This window comes from Pseudomonas sp. SWRI18, assembly GCF_014268345.1.
Classification (GTDB): Bacteria; Pseudomonadota; Gammaproteobacteria; order Pseudomonadales; family Pseudomonadaceae; genus Aquipseudomonas; species Aquipseudomonas cedrina.
Window position 1 is genome coordinate 190,457 of the sequence record NZ_JACCQQ010000007.1, and the last position, 18,051, is coordinate 208,507.

Genomic DNA, 18,051 nt, shown 5'->3' on the forward strand with positions numbered 1-18,051 from the left:
GTGGGAGCGGGCTTGCTCGCGAATGCGGTGGTTCAGTTGGAAAATCTTTGACTGACACACCGCTTTCGCGAGCAAGCCCGCTCCCACATTTGAACTGCGGTGATTATTCGATGGGGTAGCGCTTGAACGCCGGATGCTCTTCGAGGCGCTCGGCGTGACGTTTCAAGTTGGGAAACGCATCCGCCTTGACCACCGACGCCACGGTGAACTGGCTGAACGACCAGGCGACCGCCGCGGTGAGGGACGCCTGGCTCAGCGGTTCATTGTCAGTCAACTGCTTTTCCAGCGATGAATAGGCCGCGAGCAATTGCCCGCTTACACGCTCAAGCCAGGGCTCATGCAGCTTCTCGGCCGGACGCAGGTTGTGTTCATAGACGATCTGCACGCTCTTCTCGCAGGCCGCCAGGGCCAGCCCAAGCAACTGCAGGTCGCGGGCGCGTGTGGCGGGTTGCTGGGGGAGCAGTTTTTTGTCTGCCGGTGCCAGGCTTTCCAGGTAGTCCAGGATCAGGCTGGAGTCCATCAACACCGTGCCATCGTCCAGCACCAGGGTCGGGGCCTTGACCACTGGGTTGATCTCGGAAAACTCGCTGAAGGTGCGAAAAACCGACAGCGGTTCATGCACAAAATCCACCCCGTAGAGGTCGAGGGAAATGGCCACGCGGCGTACGTAAGGCGAGTCCAGCATGCCGATCAGTTTCATGAAGCCTCCATTGCTCTCAAGGTGCCTGGCTCGGAGCTTACGTCCGCTTGATCGGCGGGCGCAATGGCGAATGGGTTCCCGCAACGCCAACCTTTGGTTTAGTCTGGAACGCTTCGTTGATCGCTTCTGGAGCAGTGAGCATGACCGAGTACGTACCCCCCAAGGTCTGGACCTGGGACGCCGAAAGCGGCGGCACGTTCGCCAGCATCAACCGTCCGATTGCCGGCCCGACCCATGACAAGGAACTGCCGGTGGGTCAGCACCCCCTGCAACTGTATTCCCTGGCCACGCCCAATGGGCAGAAGGTCACCATCCTGCTCGAAGAACTGCTGGCCCTTGGGCATAGTGGTGCCGAATATGACGCCTGGCTGATCAAGATCGGCGACGGCGACCAGTTCGGCAGCGGCTTTGTCGGGGTCAACCCGAACTCCAAGATCCCGGCGCTGCTGGACCGCAGCGGCGCCACGCCGATTCGGGTGTTCGAGTCCGGCGCGATCTTGCAGTACCTGGCGGAAAAATTCGGCGCGTTCTTCCCCACTGAGCCTGCAGCCCGCGCGGAGTGCCTGTCGTGGTTGTTCTGGCAGATGGGCAGCGCGCCCTACCTGGGCGGCGGTTTTGGGCATTTCTATGCGTATGCGCCGAGCAAGATGGAATACCCGATCAACCGGTTCGCCATGGAGACCAAGCGTCAGTTGGACGTGCTGAACCAGCGTCTGGCCGTGAGCGAGTACATTGCCGGTGATGAGTACACCATTGCTGATATTGCGATCTGGCCGTGGTATGGCGGGCTGGTCAAAGGCCGCTTGTACGGCGCGGCGCAGTTTCTGGCGGTGCATGAGTACACCCATGTGGTGCGTTGGGCTGATTCCATCGAGGCACGCCCGGCGGTGCAGCGTGGGCGTAGGGTGAATCGGGTTTCCGGCGAGCCTGCGGAACAGCTGCCAGAGCGACATTCTGCAAGCGACCTGGACTGAAACTTTGGGAGCTGGCTTGTCGGGTCGCCGCATCGCTGCGATCTCGGTGAATCTGTGCCAAATAAGTTGGCTGATCCACCGCTATCGCAGCGATGCGTCGACCCGACAAGCCAGCTCCCACATTTGGATCTCTGCGCGGGTCGAGCTATTTGTAGCGTTGCTCGAATACGCTTACCTGCTCAGGCTTGATCAATTCGAACGGCACCCACACCTCGGCTTCAATCGGCTCGCCCTTGATCATCCGCACCGCCGCCTGTACCGCCTGGGTCGCCTGGGCCTTGGGGTCTTGAAATACTGACGCCGTCAGCAGACCACGCTTGATCGCCGCCAGCCCATCGGGCAAGCCATCGATACCCACGATCGCCACGTCGCCCTTGGCTTTACCCGCCTGCTGCAGCGCCATGGCCGCGCCAATCGCCATCTCGTCGTTGTTGGCCACGATGGCATCGAACTGCGTGCCCGCCAGCAGCCAGTTGCTGGTCAGGTCCATGCCTTTGCTGCGTTGCCATTCGGCGCTTTGCTGCTCGACCACCTTGATCCCGGGAAAGTCCTTGAGCACCTGTTTGGCGCCTTCGGTGCGGTCATGGGTGGCGTTCTGCGCGAGGTCGCCCATGATGATCGCCACGTTGCCTTTGCCTCCGAGTTTTTCCGCGAGGTAGCGCATCTGCAATTGCCCGGCCTCGATGTCGTTGGACGCCACGGTGACCACACCCTTGGGCAGGGTGCGCTCATCCGGGTGGCGGTTGACGTACACCAGTGGCGTCTTGGCCGCCACGGCGGCGCGGGTGATGTTGGCGGTGGCGCCGGTGTCGACCGGCAGCACGATCACCGCGTCGACTTTCTGGTTGAGAAACCCTTCGACCTGGTTGAGCTGGCGCACCACGTCGCCCTGGGCATCTTCGAACTGAATCTGCACGTCCTGCTGCTTGGCGGCGGCTTCCAGCCCGGTGCGCACGTAGGTCATGAAATTGTCGTCAACCCGGGCAATGCTCACGCCGATTCGATACGCGGCAAAGGTCCATTGGCTGAACAACAGCAGCAGCGTGGCAACAAACAATGAATAGCGGTTCATAAGGGTGTTCCTTTTATTGTTATAGGGTGAATGCTTGGCGGAAACGCTCCAGCGCCAGGGTGCTGTCGCCGCTGGCCCAGCCTTCCAGGCCGATCACGCCGCGGTAGCCCATGGCATGCAACGCCCTGGCGATGGCCGGGTAGTGGATTTCACCGGTACCGGGCTCCTTGCGCCCCGGCACGTCGGCCACCTGAATTTCGCCGATGGAAGCACCCGCGCGCTGGATCAGCTCGATCAGGTTCCCTTCGCCGATCTGCGCGTGGTACAGGTCCAGGTTCAGCTTCAGGTGCGGGCTTCCCACGGCTTCAATCAGTGCCAGGGTGTCGTCGGCGCGGGCGAAGGGCGTACCGGGGTGATCAACCTCGGTGTTGAGGTTCTCCAGCAGAAACACCCGGCCGGCGTCTTCGCCCAAGCGCGCGATTTTTTCCAGGGTCTTGCAGGCGCTCAGCCACATGCGCCCGGTGGTCTGGCTGACGGGGTGAACCGGCAAGCCGCCGTCACCCAGGCCGGTGCCGTGCAGGTTGAGGCTGGGGCAGTTGAGTTGCTCGGCAATGGCAAGGGATTCGCGGGCGCTGTCGAGCAAATGGCGGATGCCATCAGGGTCGGTAAGCGTGCCGCTGATGTAGCCGGTCATCGAGGTAAAGTCGGCACCGGTGGCGGCCAGGGCGCCGATGTCTTTGTCGGTCCAGTTCCAGATTTCGACGCTGAACCCCAACGCGTGAATACGCCTCACGCGTTCGATAAAGGGCAGCTCGAGGAAGACCATTTCGGCGCTCACCGCCAGTTTGAATGCACTCATCGCTGGGCTCCCGCGACGGCAACCGCCTTGCCGGTTTCGAACGACTCGATGCAGGCGCGGGCGATCGCCAGGGCGGCGCGGGCGTCTTCGCCGCTGGCCAGGGGCTTGGCGCCGCTGCGCAGGCAATCGACAAAGTGGTTGAGCTCGGCGATGTAGGCGTCGCGCAGCAGGTCGGTGTCCATGCGCTGGGTATCGGCCTGGATGCCTTGGGCCAGGTAGCGCACCAGGTCGCAATCGTTGAGGCTGCCCATGCTCAACATGCCCGCGCTGCCGAACACTTCGCCGCGTACGTCGTAGCCATACACTGCCTGGAAATTGGCCTCGGCAGTGGCAATCGCACCGTTGTCGAAGCGGATCGTGACCACGGCGGTGTCGAGGAAACCCTGGCGCTTGTAGGCCGGGGCGATCAGTGCGTCGGCCATTACAAACACCTGCACCGCTTCGGCGCCGGGGTTGAGGTAGCGCAGGGTGTCGAAGTCGTGAATCAGGGTTTCCAGGAAGATCACCCATTGCGGCGACGCGGCCGGGTTATTCAGCGCCGGGTCGCGGGTCAGCGAGCGCAGCAATTGCGGGGTGCCGATGCGGCCGGCGGCGACGTCAAGGTGCGCGGTACGGAAGTTCTTGGCGAAGCGCCGGTTGAAACCGACCTGCAAGGGCACGCGCGCATCGGCAGCGGCGGCGATGGCGCGGTCGGCTTCCTCCAAGGTGATGGCCATGGGTTTTTCGCAGAAGATGCCTTTGCCGGCGCGGGCAGCGCTGATCACCAGTTCGGCGTGGCTGCGGGCGGGGGCGGCGATGAGCACACCGTCGATATCCGGGTCGTCGAGCAATTGCTGAGGGTCGGTGTAGACCTTGGCCACGCCCAGTTCTGCGGCGAGGCGAGCGGCCTGGCCGGGTGTGGGGTCGGCAATCGCCGCCAGGCTGGCCCCGGGAATGTGGCGTGCGGCTGTCAGGCCGTGAAAGCTGCCCATGCGACCCGCACCGATCAAGCCCAGGCGAATGTTCTGTGTACTCATGAGGGGACCCCTTGTTGTTATTGGCCTCAGGAACGTCCTGACAGGCAAGGGAGCAGGAGCAAGGGCTGTGCCAATTTCCAAACCATTGATATTCAACAATTAATAAATATCTATAAATAAAAAGTGTTCATTTTGATGACATGTCTATACTGACATGTCAAAAACATGAACATGGAATCTCCGGATGACCTTGGCGCTCAGCGTGCAAGACCTTGATTACCTGACGAACCTGGGGCCGTTGGCGTTGAATGATGGCCCGATTGCCGCCCTGGAGCAGGCGTGGCGTGCGTGCCTGGCCGGTCAGGCCGAGCGCCCGGTCGAAGTCCGCCAGGTGATCTGGGAATCGTGGCGGCGCAGCATCGAAGCCGCTATCGAACCGGCAGACGACGCCTACCGCTTCGTCGCCCCGGCAGCGCTGGCGCTTACGCTGGCCACCCACCGCGTGCTGATCGCGGCCGCGGCGCAAGTCATGCACGGCTTGCTGGCCTACAACCCGCGCGGCCATATCAACCTCACCGATGCCGACGGCACCACGCTGTATTTCTGCGGGCTGGATATCACCCCGGTGGGCAGCCGCCTGCTGGAGTCCGTGCAAGGCACCAACTGCACCGGCCTGGCCTTGGCGGAGGACCGCCTGGTGTATGTGCTGGCCGAGGAAAATTTCGCCGTCGGCCTGCGCCAGCGCCGCATGCATTGCGCCGCCGCGCCGATCAAGAATGCCCAGGGCCAGACGCTGGCCATGCTGACCCTCACCGCCGAACCCGGCTGGTTTCACTTCCATACCCTCGGCACGGTGCAAGCCGCCGCCGACGCCGTCTCGCGGCAGATGGCCCTGCAAGTGTTGCTGGAAGAGCAGCAAACCGTGCTCGAAGTGCTCAACGAAGGCCTGGTGGTGCTGGACGAACGCGGCTGCATCAAGGCGATCAACCGCTATGCCCGGCAACTGTTCGGCGTGGGCCTGGAGCTGATCGGTCGCCCGTTCCAGCAACTGGGCCGCAGCGAACTGGGCGAAGTGATCGGCGAGCCGGTCCGTGACCGTGATTGCACGTTCCACCTGCAGGACCGCAGTCAGCTGGCCTGCCTGGTCTCGGTGTGCCCGCTGGAGCAGGGCGGGGTGATTGTGTCGCTGCGCGAAAACCGCCGCATTCGCGAAATTACGCGGCGCATTGTCGGCACCCAGGCGCGTTATACCTTCGACACCATCCAGGGCACGTCGCGGGCGATCCAGGATGCGTTGCACTTGGCGCGCATCGCCAGCCGCAGTGATTCCACCACGCTGATTCTGGGGGAAAGCGGCACCGGCAAGGAGCTCTTCGCCCAGGCCATCCACAACGCCAGCGAGCGTAGTAACGGCCCGTTTGTGGCGGTCAACTGCGGCGCGATTCCACGGGACCTGGTGCAGAGCGAGTTGTTCGGCCATGTGGAGGGCGCGTTTACCGGCTCGGCCCGGGGTGGAGCGGCGGGCAAGTTCGAACTGGCCGATGGCGGGACGATTTTCCTGGATGAGATTGGCGACATGTCCTTCGACGCCCAGGTCAGCCTGTTGCGAGTGCTGCAGGAAGGCGAGATCTCGAGGGTCGGGGCGAAAAGCGCACGGCAGGTGGACGTGCGCATCATCGCCGCCACGCACCGCAATCTCAGCCAGGCAGTGGCCGAGGGGGCGTTTCGCGAAGACCTCTACTACCGCCTCAATGTGCTGAACCTGACCGTACCGCCCCTGCGCATGCGCCGCGACGACATCCCGCTGCTGGCGCGGCACTTCCTCACGCGTTGCGCGCGCTCGTTGCGTAAATCGGTGCAGGGGTTCTCGCCGCAGGCGTTGGCCTTGCTCTCGGCCCATGGTTGGCCGGGCAATGTGCGCGAGCTGGAAAACGCCATCGAACGGGCAACCAACCTGGCCATGAGCGAGTTGATCGAGCCCGGCGATTTGCCGCTGGACACCAAGCCTCGCTTACCGGCCCGCGCCTATGAATCGCAACCCACGCAAGACCTGAGCAGTCACGAAATGCACGCCATCGTCGCCGCGCTCAAAAACACCGGCGGCAATATCCGCCTGGCCGCTCAACAGTTGAACGTGTCGCGGGGTGGGCTGTACAACAAGATGAGCCGGTTTGGCTTGAGTGCCGGGGATTTTCGTCGCGGCTGAGATTCAATGTGGGCTCGTCTGTGGCGAGGGGGCGGGGCCCGGGAAGGCCTTGCAGACGACCACGATAGCGTTGGCAAAACCCGGACCCAATGTGGGAGCGGGCTTGCTCGCGAAGGCGGCGTATCAGCCAGTACATAGGTGGCTGACAGGGCGCTTTCGCGAGCAAGCCTGCTCCCACATTTTTGACCGTGTCCAGGCAGTGGGGGAGGTGGGCTTCAGGCGCGCGGCATTATGCCGCAGCTCTGCCTGTCGAACCCTTGATACGCTGCATACACCAGCATGGAGGGTCGTTGCGTTTTGCACACCAGCACTTTTCATGGCGTTCGCTTACGAAAATCGTTCCAACGCCAGCGAATCGGCTCCATTTGCGCTGCAGCTTAATTCTGGGATGGCGTGGGCAGGTTGTCTAATTGATAGTCAGCACTCAGGAGAGACCCCCAATGCCCCGAGAATATGAGCGCGTTCTGTCCGTCCCAGTGCCCCCAAGGTCCGGCATTACCCACCTTTACACGCCAATGAACCTGGCGGACGCTTTTGCGATTAGGCTTCCTGCGGGCACATCCGTTGATCCGGACTTGCTGGCTCGGTTCATCCTGTCCCACCAGCCCGCCTGGATCGGGTGGCTCTTGACGGTGCGAGACACTGTCGTTGTCTGTTTTGGTCTGAAGACAGCCAAACATTTGGCATCCCTTGCTGATCGGGTTGGCGCCTTCCAGGTCTACAGCACGGACCGCGATGAAATCGTGCTGGGCGAGGACGACGCGCACCTCGACTTCCGCATATCGGTCCTCTGTTCTGAAGAGGCCGAGCCAGAAGGCAGTCGCCAACTGGTTTTTTCAACCGTGGTCCAGTGCCACAACCGCCTGGGTCGGGCCTACCTGTTCGTCATAGCGCCCTTTCACCGCTTGGTCGTCAAGGCCAGCCTGCGCCGTGCAGCGCGTATCGGTTGGCCGCTGGCGACCTGAGTCGGTTTGGCTTGGCTGTCGCGAATTTTCGCAACGGGCGAGATTTAGATGTGGGAGCTGGCTTGCCTGCGATAGCCATAGGTATCTACACAATTTTGTAGTGAGCGGGCTTGTCCCGCGCTGGGCTGCGAAGCGGCCCCAAACCAGGCGGGCGGGTTCTACCTCTAGTTCGGCGATGCCTTTATTGGGGCGGCTTCGGCACCCAGCGCGGGACGAGCCCGCTCACTACAAGGTGATTTTTCAGCCTTTGAACGTTGTGTAGATACCTATGCTGCGATTGCGATGTATCTGTGCTCGATCAGTTGGCTGACCCTGCGCTATCGCAGGCAAGCCAGCTCCCACCGTTGACCGCGTTTAGGTAGTTGCTTTCATGGGCTTCAGGCACTCGATGGAGCGATCCACCGTGGTCCTGGCAATCTCCAGCAAATGCCACACCGCCAGAATTTTCGCCCGCTGGGGATTGTCCAGCGCCTCGCCGCAATCCAGCGCGGTCGCCGAAGCACTGTCGAGCAAGCTGGCGGTGTAGAGCAGGGCATCTTCGAAGCTCAGGTCTTCGTTGACTGAATGAAAGCCTTGGGTGGGCAGGTAGTGATCGATGGCGCGGTTGAAGGCGGCGCGGTCTTTGGCGGGATCGCGGGGTGGGTCGGGTAGGACTTTGTTCATGGTGCAGTTCCTGTCTGAATATCAAGGAGACGACACTTTTCGCGACTAAACGAAGGTGGCGGCTGTACGCAGGTTAGTCGACCGGTCAGAACAGGAACCCGGCGCGCCCGAGGGCGCCCTGCGCACAGCCACCATAGAGCTTCATGGGAGCATGCGCCTGTTCAGAATCCGGGCGACTAAACCCGATCACTGATGAGCAGTGACGGACCGCAGACTAGCCACCGATTCCAGCAGGCACAAGGCGGCGAGGATTGTCTAGGAAACGTCCTGCAATTAAAAGCGACACGCCTTGCTGGCCTTTTACAAACCATGTCCAGATGCCACTAATGAACATATAAGAGGATCTATCTGTAGGAGCGGTCTGCCATGACGGATTTTGATGGTAGCACTGAGGATGTTTCGCTTTTTCAGGGTGTGTGAGGTTAGTTAAATATTGGCTTCAACCACCTTTATCATGAGATAGCGATGAGCATTAACGTCAGTCATTTTCGCCAGGAAGTATCTAAAGTCAGGCTATCAAAAGCAGCGTTCAATGAGCTGCAGAGCGCTAAGGCCAAGTTTGAGTTGGATGCACAAACTCATCGATTCGATGCAACATCTGCCTACATTGATCCACTTCACTCGCAGGCTCTCAGTTCGGAACTACGTCATATACGGAACACGATAGATCATGAAAGCTATGTACTGATCCTTGAAGGGTTCAAGACGGATGACCTTGCAGGTTTCAAATCACTGGTATGGACATTTGGCTCCTTGCTGGGTGCGCCGATGGTGCAGAATCATCTTGGCCATAAAGTGATTGAAGTGTATGACCGAGGGGGTATGAGCATTGAGGAGGGGGCGAGATACCATCAAACCCGTCAGGGTGCTTACGCACACAACGATGGGGTGAGCGACCCGCTTCCTATCGACTATCTAATCCTGGCATGTGGGCAGAAGGCTCGATTGGGGGGCGAGAGCATTCTGATTGATGCGAGCGCTGTATACGCAGAGCTGATGGCGTTTCCAGAAGTATTGGAAGAACTTAAATGCGATTTCTATTTTGAAAATCGAGGTATGTCAGAAGAAGAACAGCTGTTTAAAGCGCCCATCCTGAGCTTTTCCGACGAAGGCGTTCCTTTAATCAGGTACTTTCGGGTCTACATTGAATCGGCTCACCTTAAAGCACGTGTGCCGTTGACGTTGGCGCAAACTCAAGCATTGGATTTTTTAGATACGGTCCTTGATCAATCATCGGTGCAGCATCGAGTATTGCTTGAGCCTGGGCAGGTTCTTATTTCAGCGGATAACAAGTTTCTCCATACCCGGACACACTTCATCGATATAAATACCCCGCATGCAGAGATCAATGATGCGACGCCTTTGAATGATCTGAATCGATACATGCTGCGAATGTGGCTGCGCAAAAAATGATGGCCTGCCGCATATAACCAGCGACCTCTAACACCTAAAAGCCGAGCCCCATGGACAACTCCGACATCGCAATCACCCTTGTCTTGATCTCCGCCTTCATGCACGCCACCTGGAATGCTGTTGTCCGCGCTGGCAGCAGCCGCTTCATCACGTTGGCTATGGTCGATGGCACTGCGTTACTCATCTGCCTGGCGGCGTTGCCACTTGTCAATGTGCCGAGACCGCAGGTGTGGGGCTATGTGCTGGTGTCCGTCGTACTCAATACGATCTACCGATTGTTTTTGATCAAAGCCTACGAGACCGGCGATTTCGGTCAGGTCTACCCGGTGATGCGCGGTGTGCCGCCGGTATTGGTCGCGCTAGTTTCCTGCTTTGTGCTCCATGAACAATTGTCATCCCAGGCAATGGCGGGAGTACTGCTGATCTGTGCTGGCATCATCAGCCTGACATTTGTGCGCAGGATGACTGCGCAGATGTTCAAGCCAATTCTGATGGCGGTGTGTGCGGGTGCGTTTATCGCGTCCTACACGGTGGTGGATGCCATAGGCGTCAGAGCCAGTGAGACGGTGTTGCAATACATCATTTATTTGACGATATTCCAGAGTATTCCGATTCCCGTGCTGGCTTTTTTCAAGCAGCGACCGGCACTGGCGCAAGCTGTTTACGGCCAATGGCGCGTGGGCGTGATGGGCGGCGTTTTTTACTTGGCTTCCTACGGTCTGGTGTTGTTTGCGCTGTCTCTGGATGCGGTTGCCAAGGTCTCAGCACTGCGGGAAACCAGTGTTATTATCGGCGCCATTATCGCTGCGCTGTTCTTCCATGAGCGCTTCGGCTGGCGGCGAATGCTTTCAGCCTTCGTTATCGTTTGTGGAATCATCCTGATCAAAGTGAGCACCTGATGGCCCGACGTCCGCCACCCACTCCCATGCTTCAGGCCTTCATCAGCGCGGCGCAAACGGGAAGTTTCGCCCGCGCTGCTTCGGAGTTGAACCTTACCGCCAGTGCTATCAGCCATCAAATCGCAGGCCTGGAGGAATGGTGGGGTGTGCAGTTATTCGAGCGCCATTCACGGGGCGTTAAACTCACGGCTGCAGGGCGGGCTTTGCTCCCGGTGGTCGATGGTTTTTTCCAGGAGCTTGAGGCGGTGTTGCATTCGCTGAACCCGAGCAAATCCCGGCCGCTTTATCTTTCATGCACGTCTTCTCTTTGTTCCACCTGGCTGATTCCCAGAATGCATGGGTCTCATACCGAGGCCTCGTTCAATCTCGAGCTGGTGCTGACCAGTGCAGATATAAGTCGAACCAATCCAGGGGCTCATCAATTCGATGTGGCGATCGTGATGGGGGACGGCGACTACCCCGATCATTACGCAGAATTGTTGATGCACGATGCGGTGTTCCCCGTGTACTCGCCGGATTTTCAAAAGGTGAATGGCGATATTGCATTGGCGGATATTGCACGTTATCCGCTGATTCATCGGGTCGATGATCACGTGTGTCCAAGCTGGGAAAGCTGGTTTGCGTTCCAGGGGCTGGCACCGCCGCCGTATCACCACGGGCCACGCTTTCCGGACTCTGGCCTGGCTATCAGTCTTGCGGTCAAAGGTGGCGGGATCGCGCTGGGCCGGACGGCATTGGTCTATGACGCTTTGAAAGACGGCACCTTGCTGGCGCTGAACGCTCCTGTGATGATGTCGCCCGCTGCGTACTACATCATTTGCCGAAATGGACGCCAGTCAGAGCCCGATATCGCCCGACTGTTCGAGTGGCTCAAAGCCCAGGCGCAAGTGTTTGTGCGCGAGGTGACTTTTTACCAAGTCCACTGATTTATTTCCGATTTCGAAACAGCTCAGTACCTCATTGGCTTGACCTTCAGGTGGCCGTCTTCGCTAGGGCTTCAACTGCTTCCACTCAATCGAAAACCGCGCCAGGTATTTGCGCAACCGATCCGCGTCATTGGGCTGCGCCTTGGCCTGGCGTGACACACCGAACAGCCGGCGGCCGGCGTCGGAGAGGCTGTCCGATTGGCGGCACACGTCGAGCACCGCCTTGAGTTGCAAGCGGTCGAACAGGTCCAGGTCGGCGGGCAGCAGTGCATCGGGTTCCGACAGCCCCCAGGCATATCGCAGGCGCTGGATCTCGGCGTCGACCTGGGCTTCGTCGATACGCCCGCTGTCGGCCAGGGTCGCCATGCGTGTGATGGAGGCGGACAGTTCACGAAAATTGCCCAGCCACGCCGCTTCGCTGGAGCAGGCAAACGCCAGGTAACGGCGCCGCGCCTGCAGGTTGAAGCGCACGCGGCGGCCGTTTTCGCGGGCGTGGCGCTCCAGCTCGAAATCGATATTGGGTTCGATGTCTTCGCGCCGGCCCGCCAGGCCCGGCAGTTCAAAGGTCCACAGGTTGACCCGTGCATACAGGTCTTCGCGAAACAGCCCCTGGGCCACTCGCTCGCGCAGGTCGCGGTGGGTGCCGGCGATGATCAGGAAGTCGCTGGCCACTTCGCGGTCGGCGCCCATGGGGTAGAAGCGTTTTTCTTCGATGGCCTTGAGCAGCATCGCCTGTTCATCCGCGCCCAGCTCGCCGATTTCATCAAGGAACAGCATGCCGCCATCCGCCGCGCGCAGCAGCCCGTCCCGGGCGTTTTGCGCGCCGGTGAAGGCGCCCTTGATGTGCCCGAACAGCGCCGACATCGCGCCATCGCCGCGCAGGGTGGCGCAGTTGACTTCCACGAAGCGGCCTTGCAATTGATGGCGGCTGCGCTTGAGTTCGTAGATGCGCCGGGCGAGGAAGGATTTACCCGCGCCGGTGGGGCCGATCAGCAGCATCGGCGCCGTGGAGCGCACGGCCACGCGCTCGATCTGCTCGATGCTGGCATTGAAGGCGCTGTTGCGCGTGGCGATCCCCGACTTCAGAAACGCCAGGCCTTCCAGGCGCTGATGGGCGAAGCGCGAGGCGATGCGGTCGTAGCGCGACAGGTCAAGGTCGATCAGGGTGTGGGTACCGGTGGCCGGCGCGGTGTCGTCGGGGCGGCGGCTGGGCGCGGTCTGGATCAGGCGGGCGGGCAGGGTGCGCGCCTCGGTGAGCAGGAACCAGCAGATCTGCGCCACGTGGGTGCCGGTGGTGATGTGGACCAGGTAGTCCTCGCGTTCGGTGTCGAAAGCGTAGGCACTGGTGAAGTCATGCAGCGCGCCGTAGACCTCTTCGAAATCCCAGGGGTTGCTCAGCGGCATCGGGTGCAGCCGCACCTCGGTGGTCGGCGAGATTTGCTGGATGTCGGCGCGCACCCGCTCGGCTAGGGTGACGTCGCGGGTGTCGATATCGTGGATCAGTTCCAGGCGATCGATCTGCAGGTTGTCTTGCTGGCACAGGCCAACGCTGGGGCGCCAGTGATTCCAGCGGTTGGCGGCCTTGCCGACGCGATCCAGCTTGGACCCGATAAACCCGATGGCGACCGTTCGCTTGTGTTTCATGACTGGACCAAAATATAAGAGGCGATATGAAAGGATAGGAATTTCCGGATGGGTTTGTCATGAGGTTTCAAGTAATTTCGCCTTATCTTCTTGGAAATTACTTGTAAAACAGTCGGTTAAATTATTTCGGCAAAGTAGAAGCAAACCTGGCACGCCCGCTGCTATACCCTCACCAACGCCGCAGTGCCGGCATTCAAAAAAGAATCGAGATCATGCAAGACACCACCTACCAACTGCTGGAAGTCGCCAACGGCAAGCCGATCAAGCTCTGGACCGAGGGCGTGCCCGTGGAGCCCGAGGCCCGCCAGCAACTGATGAACACCGCTAAGATGCCGTTCATCTTCAAGCACCTGGCGGTGATGCCGGACGTGCACCCGGGCAAGGGCTCGACCATCGGCAGCGTCATCCCCACCGTGGGCGCGATCATCCCGGCGGCGGTGGGCGTGGACATCGGCTGCGGGATGATCGCCGCGCGCACCACGCTCACCGCCGGCGACTTGCCCGACAACCTCCACGCCCTGCGTTGCGCCATCGAAGCCGCCGTGCCCCATGGCCGCACGCGCAGCCGTAAAGGCCGTGACAAGGGCGCCTGGGAAGATGTGCCGGCCCAGGCCGATCAGGTATGGGCGGCGCTGCATCCGCGCTTCAAGGCGATCACCGACAAGTACCCGCAACTGGAGCGCAGCAACCACCGCCAGCACCTGGGCACCCTGGGGACCGGCAACCACTTTGTCGAGGTGTGCCTGGATGAAGCCAACCGCGTCTGGTTCATGTTGCACAGCGGTTCGCGTGGCGTGGGCAACGCCATCGGCAACCTGTTTATACAGTTGGCCCAGGCGGATATGCGCCAGCACCTGGCGAACCTGCCGGACCGCGACCTGGCGTATTTCGAAGAAGGCAGCCAGCACTTCGATGACTACGTGCAAGCGGTGGGTTGGGCCCAGGATTTTGCCCGGCAGAACCGCGAGTTGATGATGCGCGCGGTGGTCCGGGCCACGCGCCAGGTGCTCGGCAAACCGTTCGAAGTGGCGCTGGAAGCGGTGAACTGCCATCACAACTATGTGCAGAAAGAGCATCACTTCGGCGAAGACATCCTGGTCACGCGTAAAGGCGCGGTGTCGGCGAAGAAGGGTGAACTGGGGATTATTCCGGGCTCCATGGGCGCCAAAAGCTTCATCGTGCGCGGCCTGGGCAACGAAGAATCGTTCTGCTCCTGCAGCCACGGCGCCGGCCGCACCATGAGCCGCACCAAGGCGAAGAACACCTTCACCGTGGCCGATCAGATCCGCGCCACCGCCCACGTGGAATGCCGCAAGGACGCCGATGTGATCGATGAAATCCCGATGGCCTACAAGGACATCGACCAGGTCATGCACGCCCAGCGCGAGCTTGTGCAAGTGCTGCACACCTTGCGTCAAGTGGTGTGCGTCAAAGGATAAAAGGGGCCAGAGGATGAACAAAGAACAACGCCACTCGCTTAAGGATGACTATGCAACAGGACGTGATTGAACTCGACGGCGCCATCGGCGGTGGCCAGGTATTGCGCAGCGGCTTGAGCCTGTCGATGGTGACCGGCCGGACCTTGAGTATCAAAAATATTCGCGCCAGGCGCAGTCGGCCGGGCTTGATGCGCCAGCACCTGACCGCCGTGCTGGCAGCGGCACAGGTCTGCGGGGCCAAGGTGCACGGTGCGCAATTGGGCTCGCAGGCGTTGGTGTTCGCGCCAGGGCCGATTCAAGGCGATGACTACCGCTTCGCCATTGGTACGGCCGGCAGTTGCACCCTGGTGTTGCAGACCGTGCTGCCTGCGTTACTGCGCGCACCCACCGCCAGTCGCGTGACGATTTGCGGTGGCACCCATAACCCGCTGGCGCCGCCCGTAGATTTCCTGCAGCGCGCCTGGCTGCCGCTGTTGCGAGGCATGGGCGCGCGGATCGAATTGAATCTGAACCGTTATGGCTTTGTGCCCGCCGGTGGCGGTGAGTTGGAGGCGTTTATCCAGCCCAGCGTGCTGTCGCCGTTGCAGCTGGTGCAGCGCGGCAACCTGCTCGAATCCCGTGCGATAACGCTTAACGCCGGGTTGCCGGCCCAGGTCAGCGAGCGCCAATTCAAGCGCGTGCGCCAGCGTTTGCCATTCGACGCCGCACAGTGCCTGCCGGTCGAGATTGACCCCCTTCAAGGTCCTGGCAATGTGCTGATGCTGGAATACGTCCACGCCCATGTCACTGAAGTGTTCAGCGCCTTCGGCCTGGCCAACCTGCGCGCCGAAACCGTGGCCGACCAGGCGATCGACCAGGCCGTGGCGTGGCAAGGCGCCGACACGGCGGTGGGCGAGCACCTGGCCGACCAATTGCTGTTGCCGATGGCATTGGCCGGTGGCGGTCGTTTCACCACGTCGCGCATGAGTGAGCATCTGCACAGCAATATGCGCGTGATCCAACGCTTCCTGCCCGTGGTGATCGACAGCCACGTGCGCGAAGAGGGCGGCTTGCTGATCGAGTGCCGCGCCCGCTAGAGGTTCTCCGAAGTCACGATGTGCGGCGGTATGTACACCCGATGCCGGGCCGGGTCGAATGCTTCGGCGCTCTGCAGCTCCACCATCAACGCCACCAGCGCCGTGGCGGTGCGTACCGGTTGCGAATCGATCACCACATCCACCAGGCCCCGGCTCAACGCCTGGCGCGACAGCTCGGTCGACTCCTGCAGGATGCAACACAGCGCCGGGCGCTTGGGCAACTGCGCCAGGGCGCTGATGATGCCGTCACCGCCGCCGCCCACCACGCACAGTCCGCGCAGGTCGCGGTGGCGGCTGATCAGGTCGAGGGTGGCCTCTTCGGTGATGTCGCAGTTATCCAGGTTGATCAACGGCTCCAGCGGCTTGAGCCCGGGCGCGTGTTCCGCCAGGTAGCCGTGCAAGCCTTCGACCCGCGCATGGTGGCCGAGAAAACGATGGCCGCCGAGCAGGATTCCCACGCTGCCTTTGCTTGCGCCACAGGTGCGTGCGAGCAGCCAGCCCATGGTGCGGCCGACCACATGGTTGTCCTGGCCTACGTAGGGTTCATCGGCGCGTTCGTGAATGTCCGAGAGCAAGGCCACCACCGGCACGCCGGCCGTGCGGATCTGTGCCAGGCAGGCGTTGATCAGTGGATGGGCGAAGCTGACCACCGCGAGCCCGTCGCACTTCACGGCCAGGTGTTCAATTTGCGCGACGATGGCGGCGGGGGTGCGATCGGTGATGTATTCGAACTCGCAGCTCAGGTTGGCGCCGGCGTGCTGCTCGGCGGCCTCGCTGATCGCCTGCGCCAGGCCGGCGTAGAAGGCCTGGGCGGTGGCCAGCAAGAGGATGCCGAAGCGATAGGTCGGCCGGCGCTCGCGGATGCGCTGGCCGATCAACCGCGCCGCAAAATAGCCCACAGCCTCGGCGGCCTGGACCACCTGTTCGGCGGTCTGCGGATTGACCGGCGCACGCGCATTCAATACGCGGTCGACGGTGGCCACACTGAGCCCGGCATGGGCGGCGACGGTGGCGATGGTTGGGCGCTTTTTGTTGTTCATGACAAGCCCTTTGAGCGTCTTGATAGAAAACTATCAAGCCCCGCTGGGCCTGGATGATAGCTTGATAGGGAATGGATTCAAGGCCTTGAAGGCGAATAAGCCGTTCTCTATCGTCTGTTTCGTACAGCACAAGAAATCACCCCGCTTGCGGAGAACAATAACAATGTCTAAATACACCGCTCACACCGCCCGGCGCGACTACAGCCTCACGGGCCCCGAAGCCGCCCGCGCCTTCGATAAAGGCCTGGTCTCGGCCCAGTGGTACCAGTCGCCCATCCCGCGCAAACGCATGAAAGAACTGATGCAACGCCGCGACGCCCCGGCCTTGCTCGACACCGCCCTGTGGGTCGTCGCGCTGTTCGCCAGCGGTTTTGGCGGCTACTGGTTCTGGGGCACTTGGGCCTGCGTGCCGTTCTTCGTGGCCTATGGCGTGTTGTACGGCACCGCGTCCAACCCGCGCTGGCACGAAACCGGCCATGGCACGGCGTTCAAGACCCGCTGGATGAACGACGTGCTGTATCAGGTCGCCAGCTTCATGTGCATCTTCGAACCCCATGTCTGGCGCTGGAGCCATGCCCGCCATCACACCGACACCATCGTCGTCGGGCGAGACCCGGAGATCGTCGAGCCGCGCCCGCCGAGTTTGCTGATGATGTTCCTCAGCCTGTTCAACCTGCCCCTGGCCTGGAAGACGTTCAGCGGCGTCGCGCGCCATGCTGTCGGCCGGATGAGCGCCCAGGAGGCGGACTTCATCCCCGAATCCGAGTGGCCCAAAGTGTTCCGCGCGGCGCGCGTCTGGGTCGGCCTCTATGCCCTGGTCATCGGCACCGCCCTGTACCTGCACAGCTGGCTGCCGCTGATGCTGATCGGCTTGCCGAGCGTCTACGGTGCCTGGCTGGGTTACCTGTTCGGCCTGACCCAGCATGTCGGCCTGGCCGAAGACGTGCTCGACCACCGCAGCAACTGCCGCACCATCTACATGAACCGGGTGCTGCGCTTTCTCTACATGAACATGAACTACCACCTCGAACACCACATGTACCCGATGGTGCCGTACCACGCCCTGGCGCAACTGCACGAAGAAATCCGCGACGATTGCCCGCCGCCGTACGCCAACCTGTTCGAGGCGTACAAGGAAATCCTGCCGACCATCTGGAAACAGCGCCGCGACCCCAGCCATTTCATCCAGCGGCCGATCCGCACGCGCGCTGAATCGGCCGCCAACACCGCAGTGCGGGCAGAAGCCGCTGCCGGCTGAATCCCACCCCATAAAATAACA

General features: G+C 61.3%; 16 protein-coding genes. 9 read left to right on the forward strand and 7 right to left on the reverse strand.

Annotated features, from left to right (window positions below; translation table 11 throughout):
- Nucleotides 1–103 precede the first annotated feature (103 nt).
- Nucleotides 104–700 carry a glutathione S-transferase family protein gene (locus H0Z09_RS10800; RefSeq protein WP_186690363.1) on the reverse strand — a complete coding sequence of 199 codons (597 nt, stop codon included), beginning with the start codon at nucleotides 698–700 and terminating at the stop codon, nucleotides 104–106.
- Between the two features lie 140 nt (nucleotides 701–840).
- Here H0Z09_RS10800 and yghU point away from each other — a divergent pair, with 140 nt between their 5' ends.
- Nucleotides 841–1,674, forward strand: coding sequence for a glutathione-dependent disulfide-bond oxidoreductase (gene yghU, locus H0Z09_RS10805; protein WP_186690365.1), 834 nt, complete (start codon nucleotides 841–843; stop codon nucleotides 1,672–1,674).
- Nucleotides 1,675–1,819: 145 nt separating this feature from the next.
- Here yghU and H0Z09_RS10810 read toward each other — a convergent pair whose 3' ends face one another.
- From H0Z09_RS10810 to H0Z09_RS10820, 3 genes are read right to left on the reverse strand one after another with little or no spacing between them, the layout of a single operon-like run.
- Nucleotides 1,820–2,746: a sugar ABC transporter substrate-binding protein gene (locus H0Z09_RS10810; protein ID WP_076954329.1), complete on the reverse strand. Its 927-nt coding sequence runs from the start codon at nucleotides 2,744–2,746 to the stop codon at nucleotides 1,820–1,822.
- Between the two features lie 19 nt (nucleotides 2,747–2,765).
- A complete protein-coding gene (locus H0Z09_RS10815; RefSeq protein ID WP_186690367.1) occupies nucleotides 2,766–3,545 on the reverse strand; it encodes a TIM barrel protein in 780 nt (259 codons plus the stop codon).
- The gene (locus tag H0Z09_RS10820) at nucleotides 3,542–4,561 is read right to left on the reverse strand and encodes a Gfo/Idh/MocA family oxidoreductase (RefSeq protein WP_186690369.1); all 1,020 of its coding nucleotides are present in this window, start codon (nucleotides 4,559–4,561) and stop codon (nucleotides 3,542–3,544) included. The genes H0Z09_RS10815 and H0Z09_RS10820 overlap by 4 nt, the downstream gene beginning before the upstream one ends.
- A gap of 184 nt (nucleotides 4,562–4,745) precedes the next feature.
- On the opposite strand from H0Z09_RS10820, the gene H0Z09_RS10825 reads away from it, so the two are divergent.
- Together H0Z09_RS10825 and H0Z09_RS10830 are read left to right on the forward strand one after the other, a co-directional pair.
- Nucleotides 4,746–6,707 carry a sigma 54-interacting transcriptional regulator gene (locus tag H0Z09_RS10825; RefSeq protein ID WP_186690371.1) on the forward strand — a complete coding sequence of 654 codons (1,962 nt, stop codon included), beginning with the start codon at nucleotides 4,746–4,748 and terminating at the stop codon, nucleotides 6,705–6,707.
- Nucleotides 6,708–7,147: 440 nt separating this feature from the next.
- Nucleotides 7,148–7,672 (forward strand): DUF2867 domain-containing protein, encoded by a 525-nt coding sequence (locus H0Z09_RS10830; protein WP_186690373.1) that lies wholly within the window; start codon nucleotides 7,148–7,150, stop codon nucleotides 7,670–7,672.
- A 354-nt stretch (nucleotides 7,673–8,026) separates the two neighbouring features.
- Here the strand turns inward: H0Z09_RS10830 and H0Z09_RS10835 are convergent, their stop codons facing one another.
- The gene (locus tag H0Z09_RS10835; RefSeq protein ID WP_186690375.1) at nucleotides 8,027–8,335 is read right to left on the reverse strand and encodes a hypothetical protein; all 309 of its coding nucleotides are present in this window, start codon (nucleotides 8,333–8,335) and stop codon (nucleotides 8,027–8,029) included.
- Between the two features lie 465 nt (nucleotides 8,336–8,800).
- Between H0Z09_RS10835 and H0Z09_RS10840 the strand changes: the two genes are divergently transcribed.
- The 3 genes from H0Z09_RS10840 to H0Z09_RS10850 are packed head-to-tail and all read left to right on the forward strand — an operon-like array spanning nucleotide 8,801 to nucleotide 11,573.
- Entirely contained in the window at nucleotides 8,801–9,748 is a 948-nt protein-coding gene (locus H0Z09_RS10840; RefSeq protein ID WP_186690383.1) for a TauD/TfdA family dioxygenase, read from the forward strand.
- A 50-nt stretch (nucleotides 9,749–9,798) separates the two neighbouring features.
- Nucleotides 9,799–10,647: an EamA family transporter gene (locus H0Z09_RS10845; protein WP_186690386.1), complete on the forward strand. Its 849-nt coding sequence runs from the start codon at nucleotides 9,799–9,801 to the stop codon at nucleotides 10,645–10,647.
- On the forward strand, nucleotides 10,647–11,573 hold the full coding sequence (locus H0Z09_RS10850; RefSeq protein ID WP_186690388.1) for a LysR family transcriptional regulator: 927 nt from the start codon (nucleotides 10,647–10,649) through the stop codon (nucleotides 11,571–11,573). Before H0Z09_RS10845 ends, H0Z09_RS10850 begins: the two co-directional genes overlap by 1 nt.
- Nucleotides 11,574–11,636: 63 nt before the next feature.
- Here the strand turns inward: H0Z09_RS10850 and rtcR are convergent, their stop codons facing one another.
- Nucleotides 11,637–13,217, reverse strand: coding sequence for an RNA repair transcriptional activator RtcR (rtcR, locus tag H0Z09_RS10855; protein ID WP_186690390.1), 1,581 nt, complete (start codon nucleotides 13,215–13,217; stop codon nucleotides 11,637–11,639).
- A gap of 212 nt (nucleotides 13,218–13,429) precedes the next feature.
- Here rtcR and H0Z09_RS10860 point away from each other — a divergent pair, with 212 nt between their 5' ends.
- On the forward strand, nucleotides 13,430–14,656 hold the full coding sequence (locus tag H0Z09_RS10860) for an RtcB family protein (RefSeq protein WP_186690392.1): 1,227 nt from the start codon (nucleotides 13,430–13,432) through the stop codon (nucleotides 14,654–14,656).
- A 50-nt stretch (nucleotides 14,657–14,706) separates the two neighbouring features.
- Nucleotides 14,707–15,732: an RNA 3'-terminal phosphate cyclase gene (gene rtcA / locus H0Z09_RS10865; protein ID WP_186690394.1), complete on the forward strand. Its 1,026-nt coding sequence runs from the start codon at nucleotides 14,707–14,709 to the stop codon at nucleotides 15,730–15,732.
- Here rtcA and H0Z09_RS10870 read toward each other — a convergent pair.
- Nucleotides 15,729–16,772 (reverse strand): LacI family DNA-binding transcriptional regulator, encoded by a 1,044-nt coding sequence (locus H0Z09_RS10870; protein ID WP_186690401.1) that lies wholly within the window; start codon nucleotides 16,770–16,772, stop codon nucleotides 15,729–15,731. The two genes, rtcA and H0Z09_RS10870, sit on opposite strands and share 4 nt — an antisense overlap.
- A 163-nt stretch (nucleotides 16,773–16,935) precedes the next feature.
- Between H0Z09_RS10870 and H0Z09_RS10875 the strand changes: the two genes are divergently transcribed.
- Nucleotides 16,936–18,030, forward strand: coding sequence for a fatty acid desaturase family protein (locus tag H0Z09_RS10875; RefSeq protein ID WP_186690403.1), 1,095 nt, complete (start codon nucleotides 16,936–16,938; stop codon nucleotides 18,028–18,030).
- Nucleotides 18,031–18,051: the final 21 nt, after the last annotated feature.

What these genes read in the sequence shown, in the direction of transcription:
- H0Z09_RS10825 (WP_186690371.1), top strand. Translation starts at nt 4,746, where the DNA reads ATGACCTTGGCGCTCAGCGTGCAAGACCTTGATTACCTGACGAACCTG.
- H0Z09_RS10845 (WP_186690386.1), top strand. Translation starts at nt 9,799, where the DNA reads ATGGACAACTCCGACATCGCAATCACCCTTGTCTTGATCTCCGCCTTC.
- H0Z09_RS10815 (WP_186690367.1), bottom strand. Translation starts at nt 3,545, where the DNA reads ATGAGTGCATTCAAACTGGCGGTGAGCGCCGAAATGGTCTTCCTCGAG.
- H0Z09_RS10835 (WP_186690375.1), bottom strand. Translation starts at nt 8,335, where the DNA reads ATGAACAAAGTCCTACCCGACCCACCCCGCGATCCCGCCAAAGACCGC.
- yghU (WP_186690365.1), top strand. Translation starts at nt 841, where the DNA reads ATGACCGAGTACGTACCCCCCAAGGTCTGGACCTGGGACGCCGAAAGC.
- rtcR (WP_186690390.1), bottom strand. Translation starts at nt 13,217, where the DNA reads ATGAAACACAAGCGAACGGTCGCCATCGGGTTTATCGGGTCCAAGCTG.
- H0Z09_RS10810 (WP_076954329.1), bottom strand. Translation starts at nt 2,746, where the DNA reads ATGAACCGCTATTCATTGTTTGTTGCCACGCTGCTGCTGTTGTTCAGC.
- H0Z09_RS10830 (WP_186690373.1), top strand. Translation starts at nt 7,148, where the DNA reads ATGCCCCGAGAATATGAGCGCGTTCTGTCCGTCCCAGTGCCCCCAAGG.
- H0Z09_RS10840 (WP_186690383.1), top strand. Translation starts at nt 8,801, where the DNA reads ATGAGCATTAACGTCAGTCATTTTCGCCAGGAAGTATCTAAAGTCAGG.
- H0Z09_RS10800 (WP_186690363.1), bottom strand. Translation starts at nt 700, where the DNA reads ATGAAACTGATCGGCATGCTGGACTCGCCTTACGTACGCCGCGTGGCC.
- H0Z09_RS10860 (WP_186690392.1), top strand. Translation starts at nt 13,430, where the DNA reads ATGCAAGACACCACCTACCAACTGCTGGAAGTCGCCAACGGCAAGCCG.
- H0Z09_RS10820 (WP_186690369.1), bottom strand. Translation starts at nt 4,561, where the DNA reads ATGAGTACACAGAACATTCGCCTGGGCTTGATCGGTGCGGGTCGCATG.
- H0Z09_RS10850 (WP_186690388.1), top strand. Translation starts at nt 10,647, where the DNA reads ATGGCCCGACGTCCGCCACCCACTCCCATGCTTCAGGCCTTCATCAGC.
- H0Z09_RS10875 (WP_186690403.1), top strand. Translation starts at nt 16,936, where the DNA reads ATGTCTAAATACACCGCTCACACCGCCCGGCGCGACTACAGCCTCACG.
- rtcA (WP_186690394.1), top strand. Translation starts at nt 14,707, where the DNA reads ATGCAACAGGACGTGATTGAACTCGACGGCGCCATCGGCGGTGGCCAG.
- H0Z09_RS10870 (WP_186690401.1), bottom strand. Translation starts at nt 16,772, where the DNA reads ATGAACAACAAAAAGCGCCCAACCATCGCCACCGTCGCCGCCCATGCC.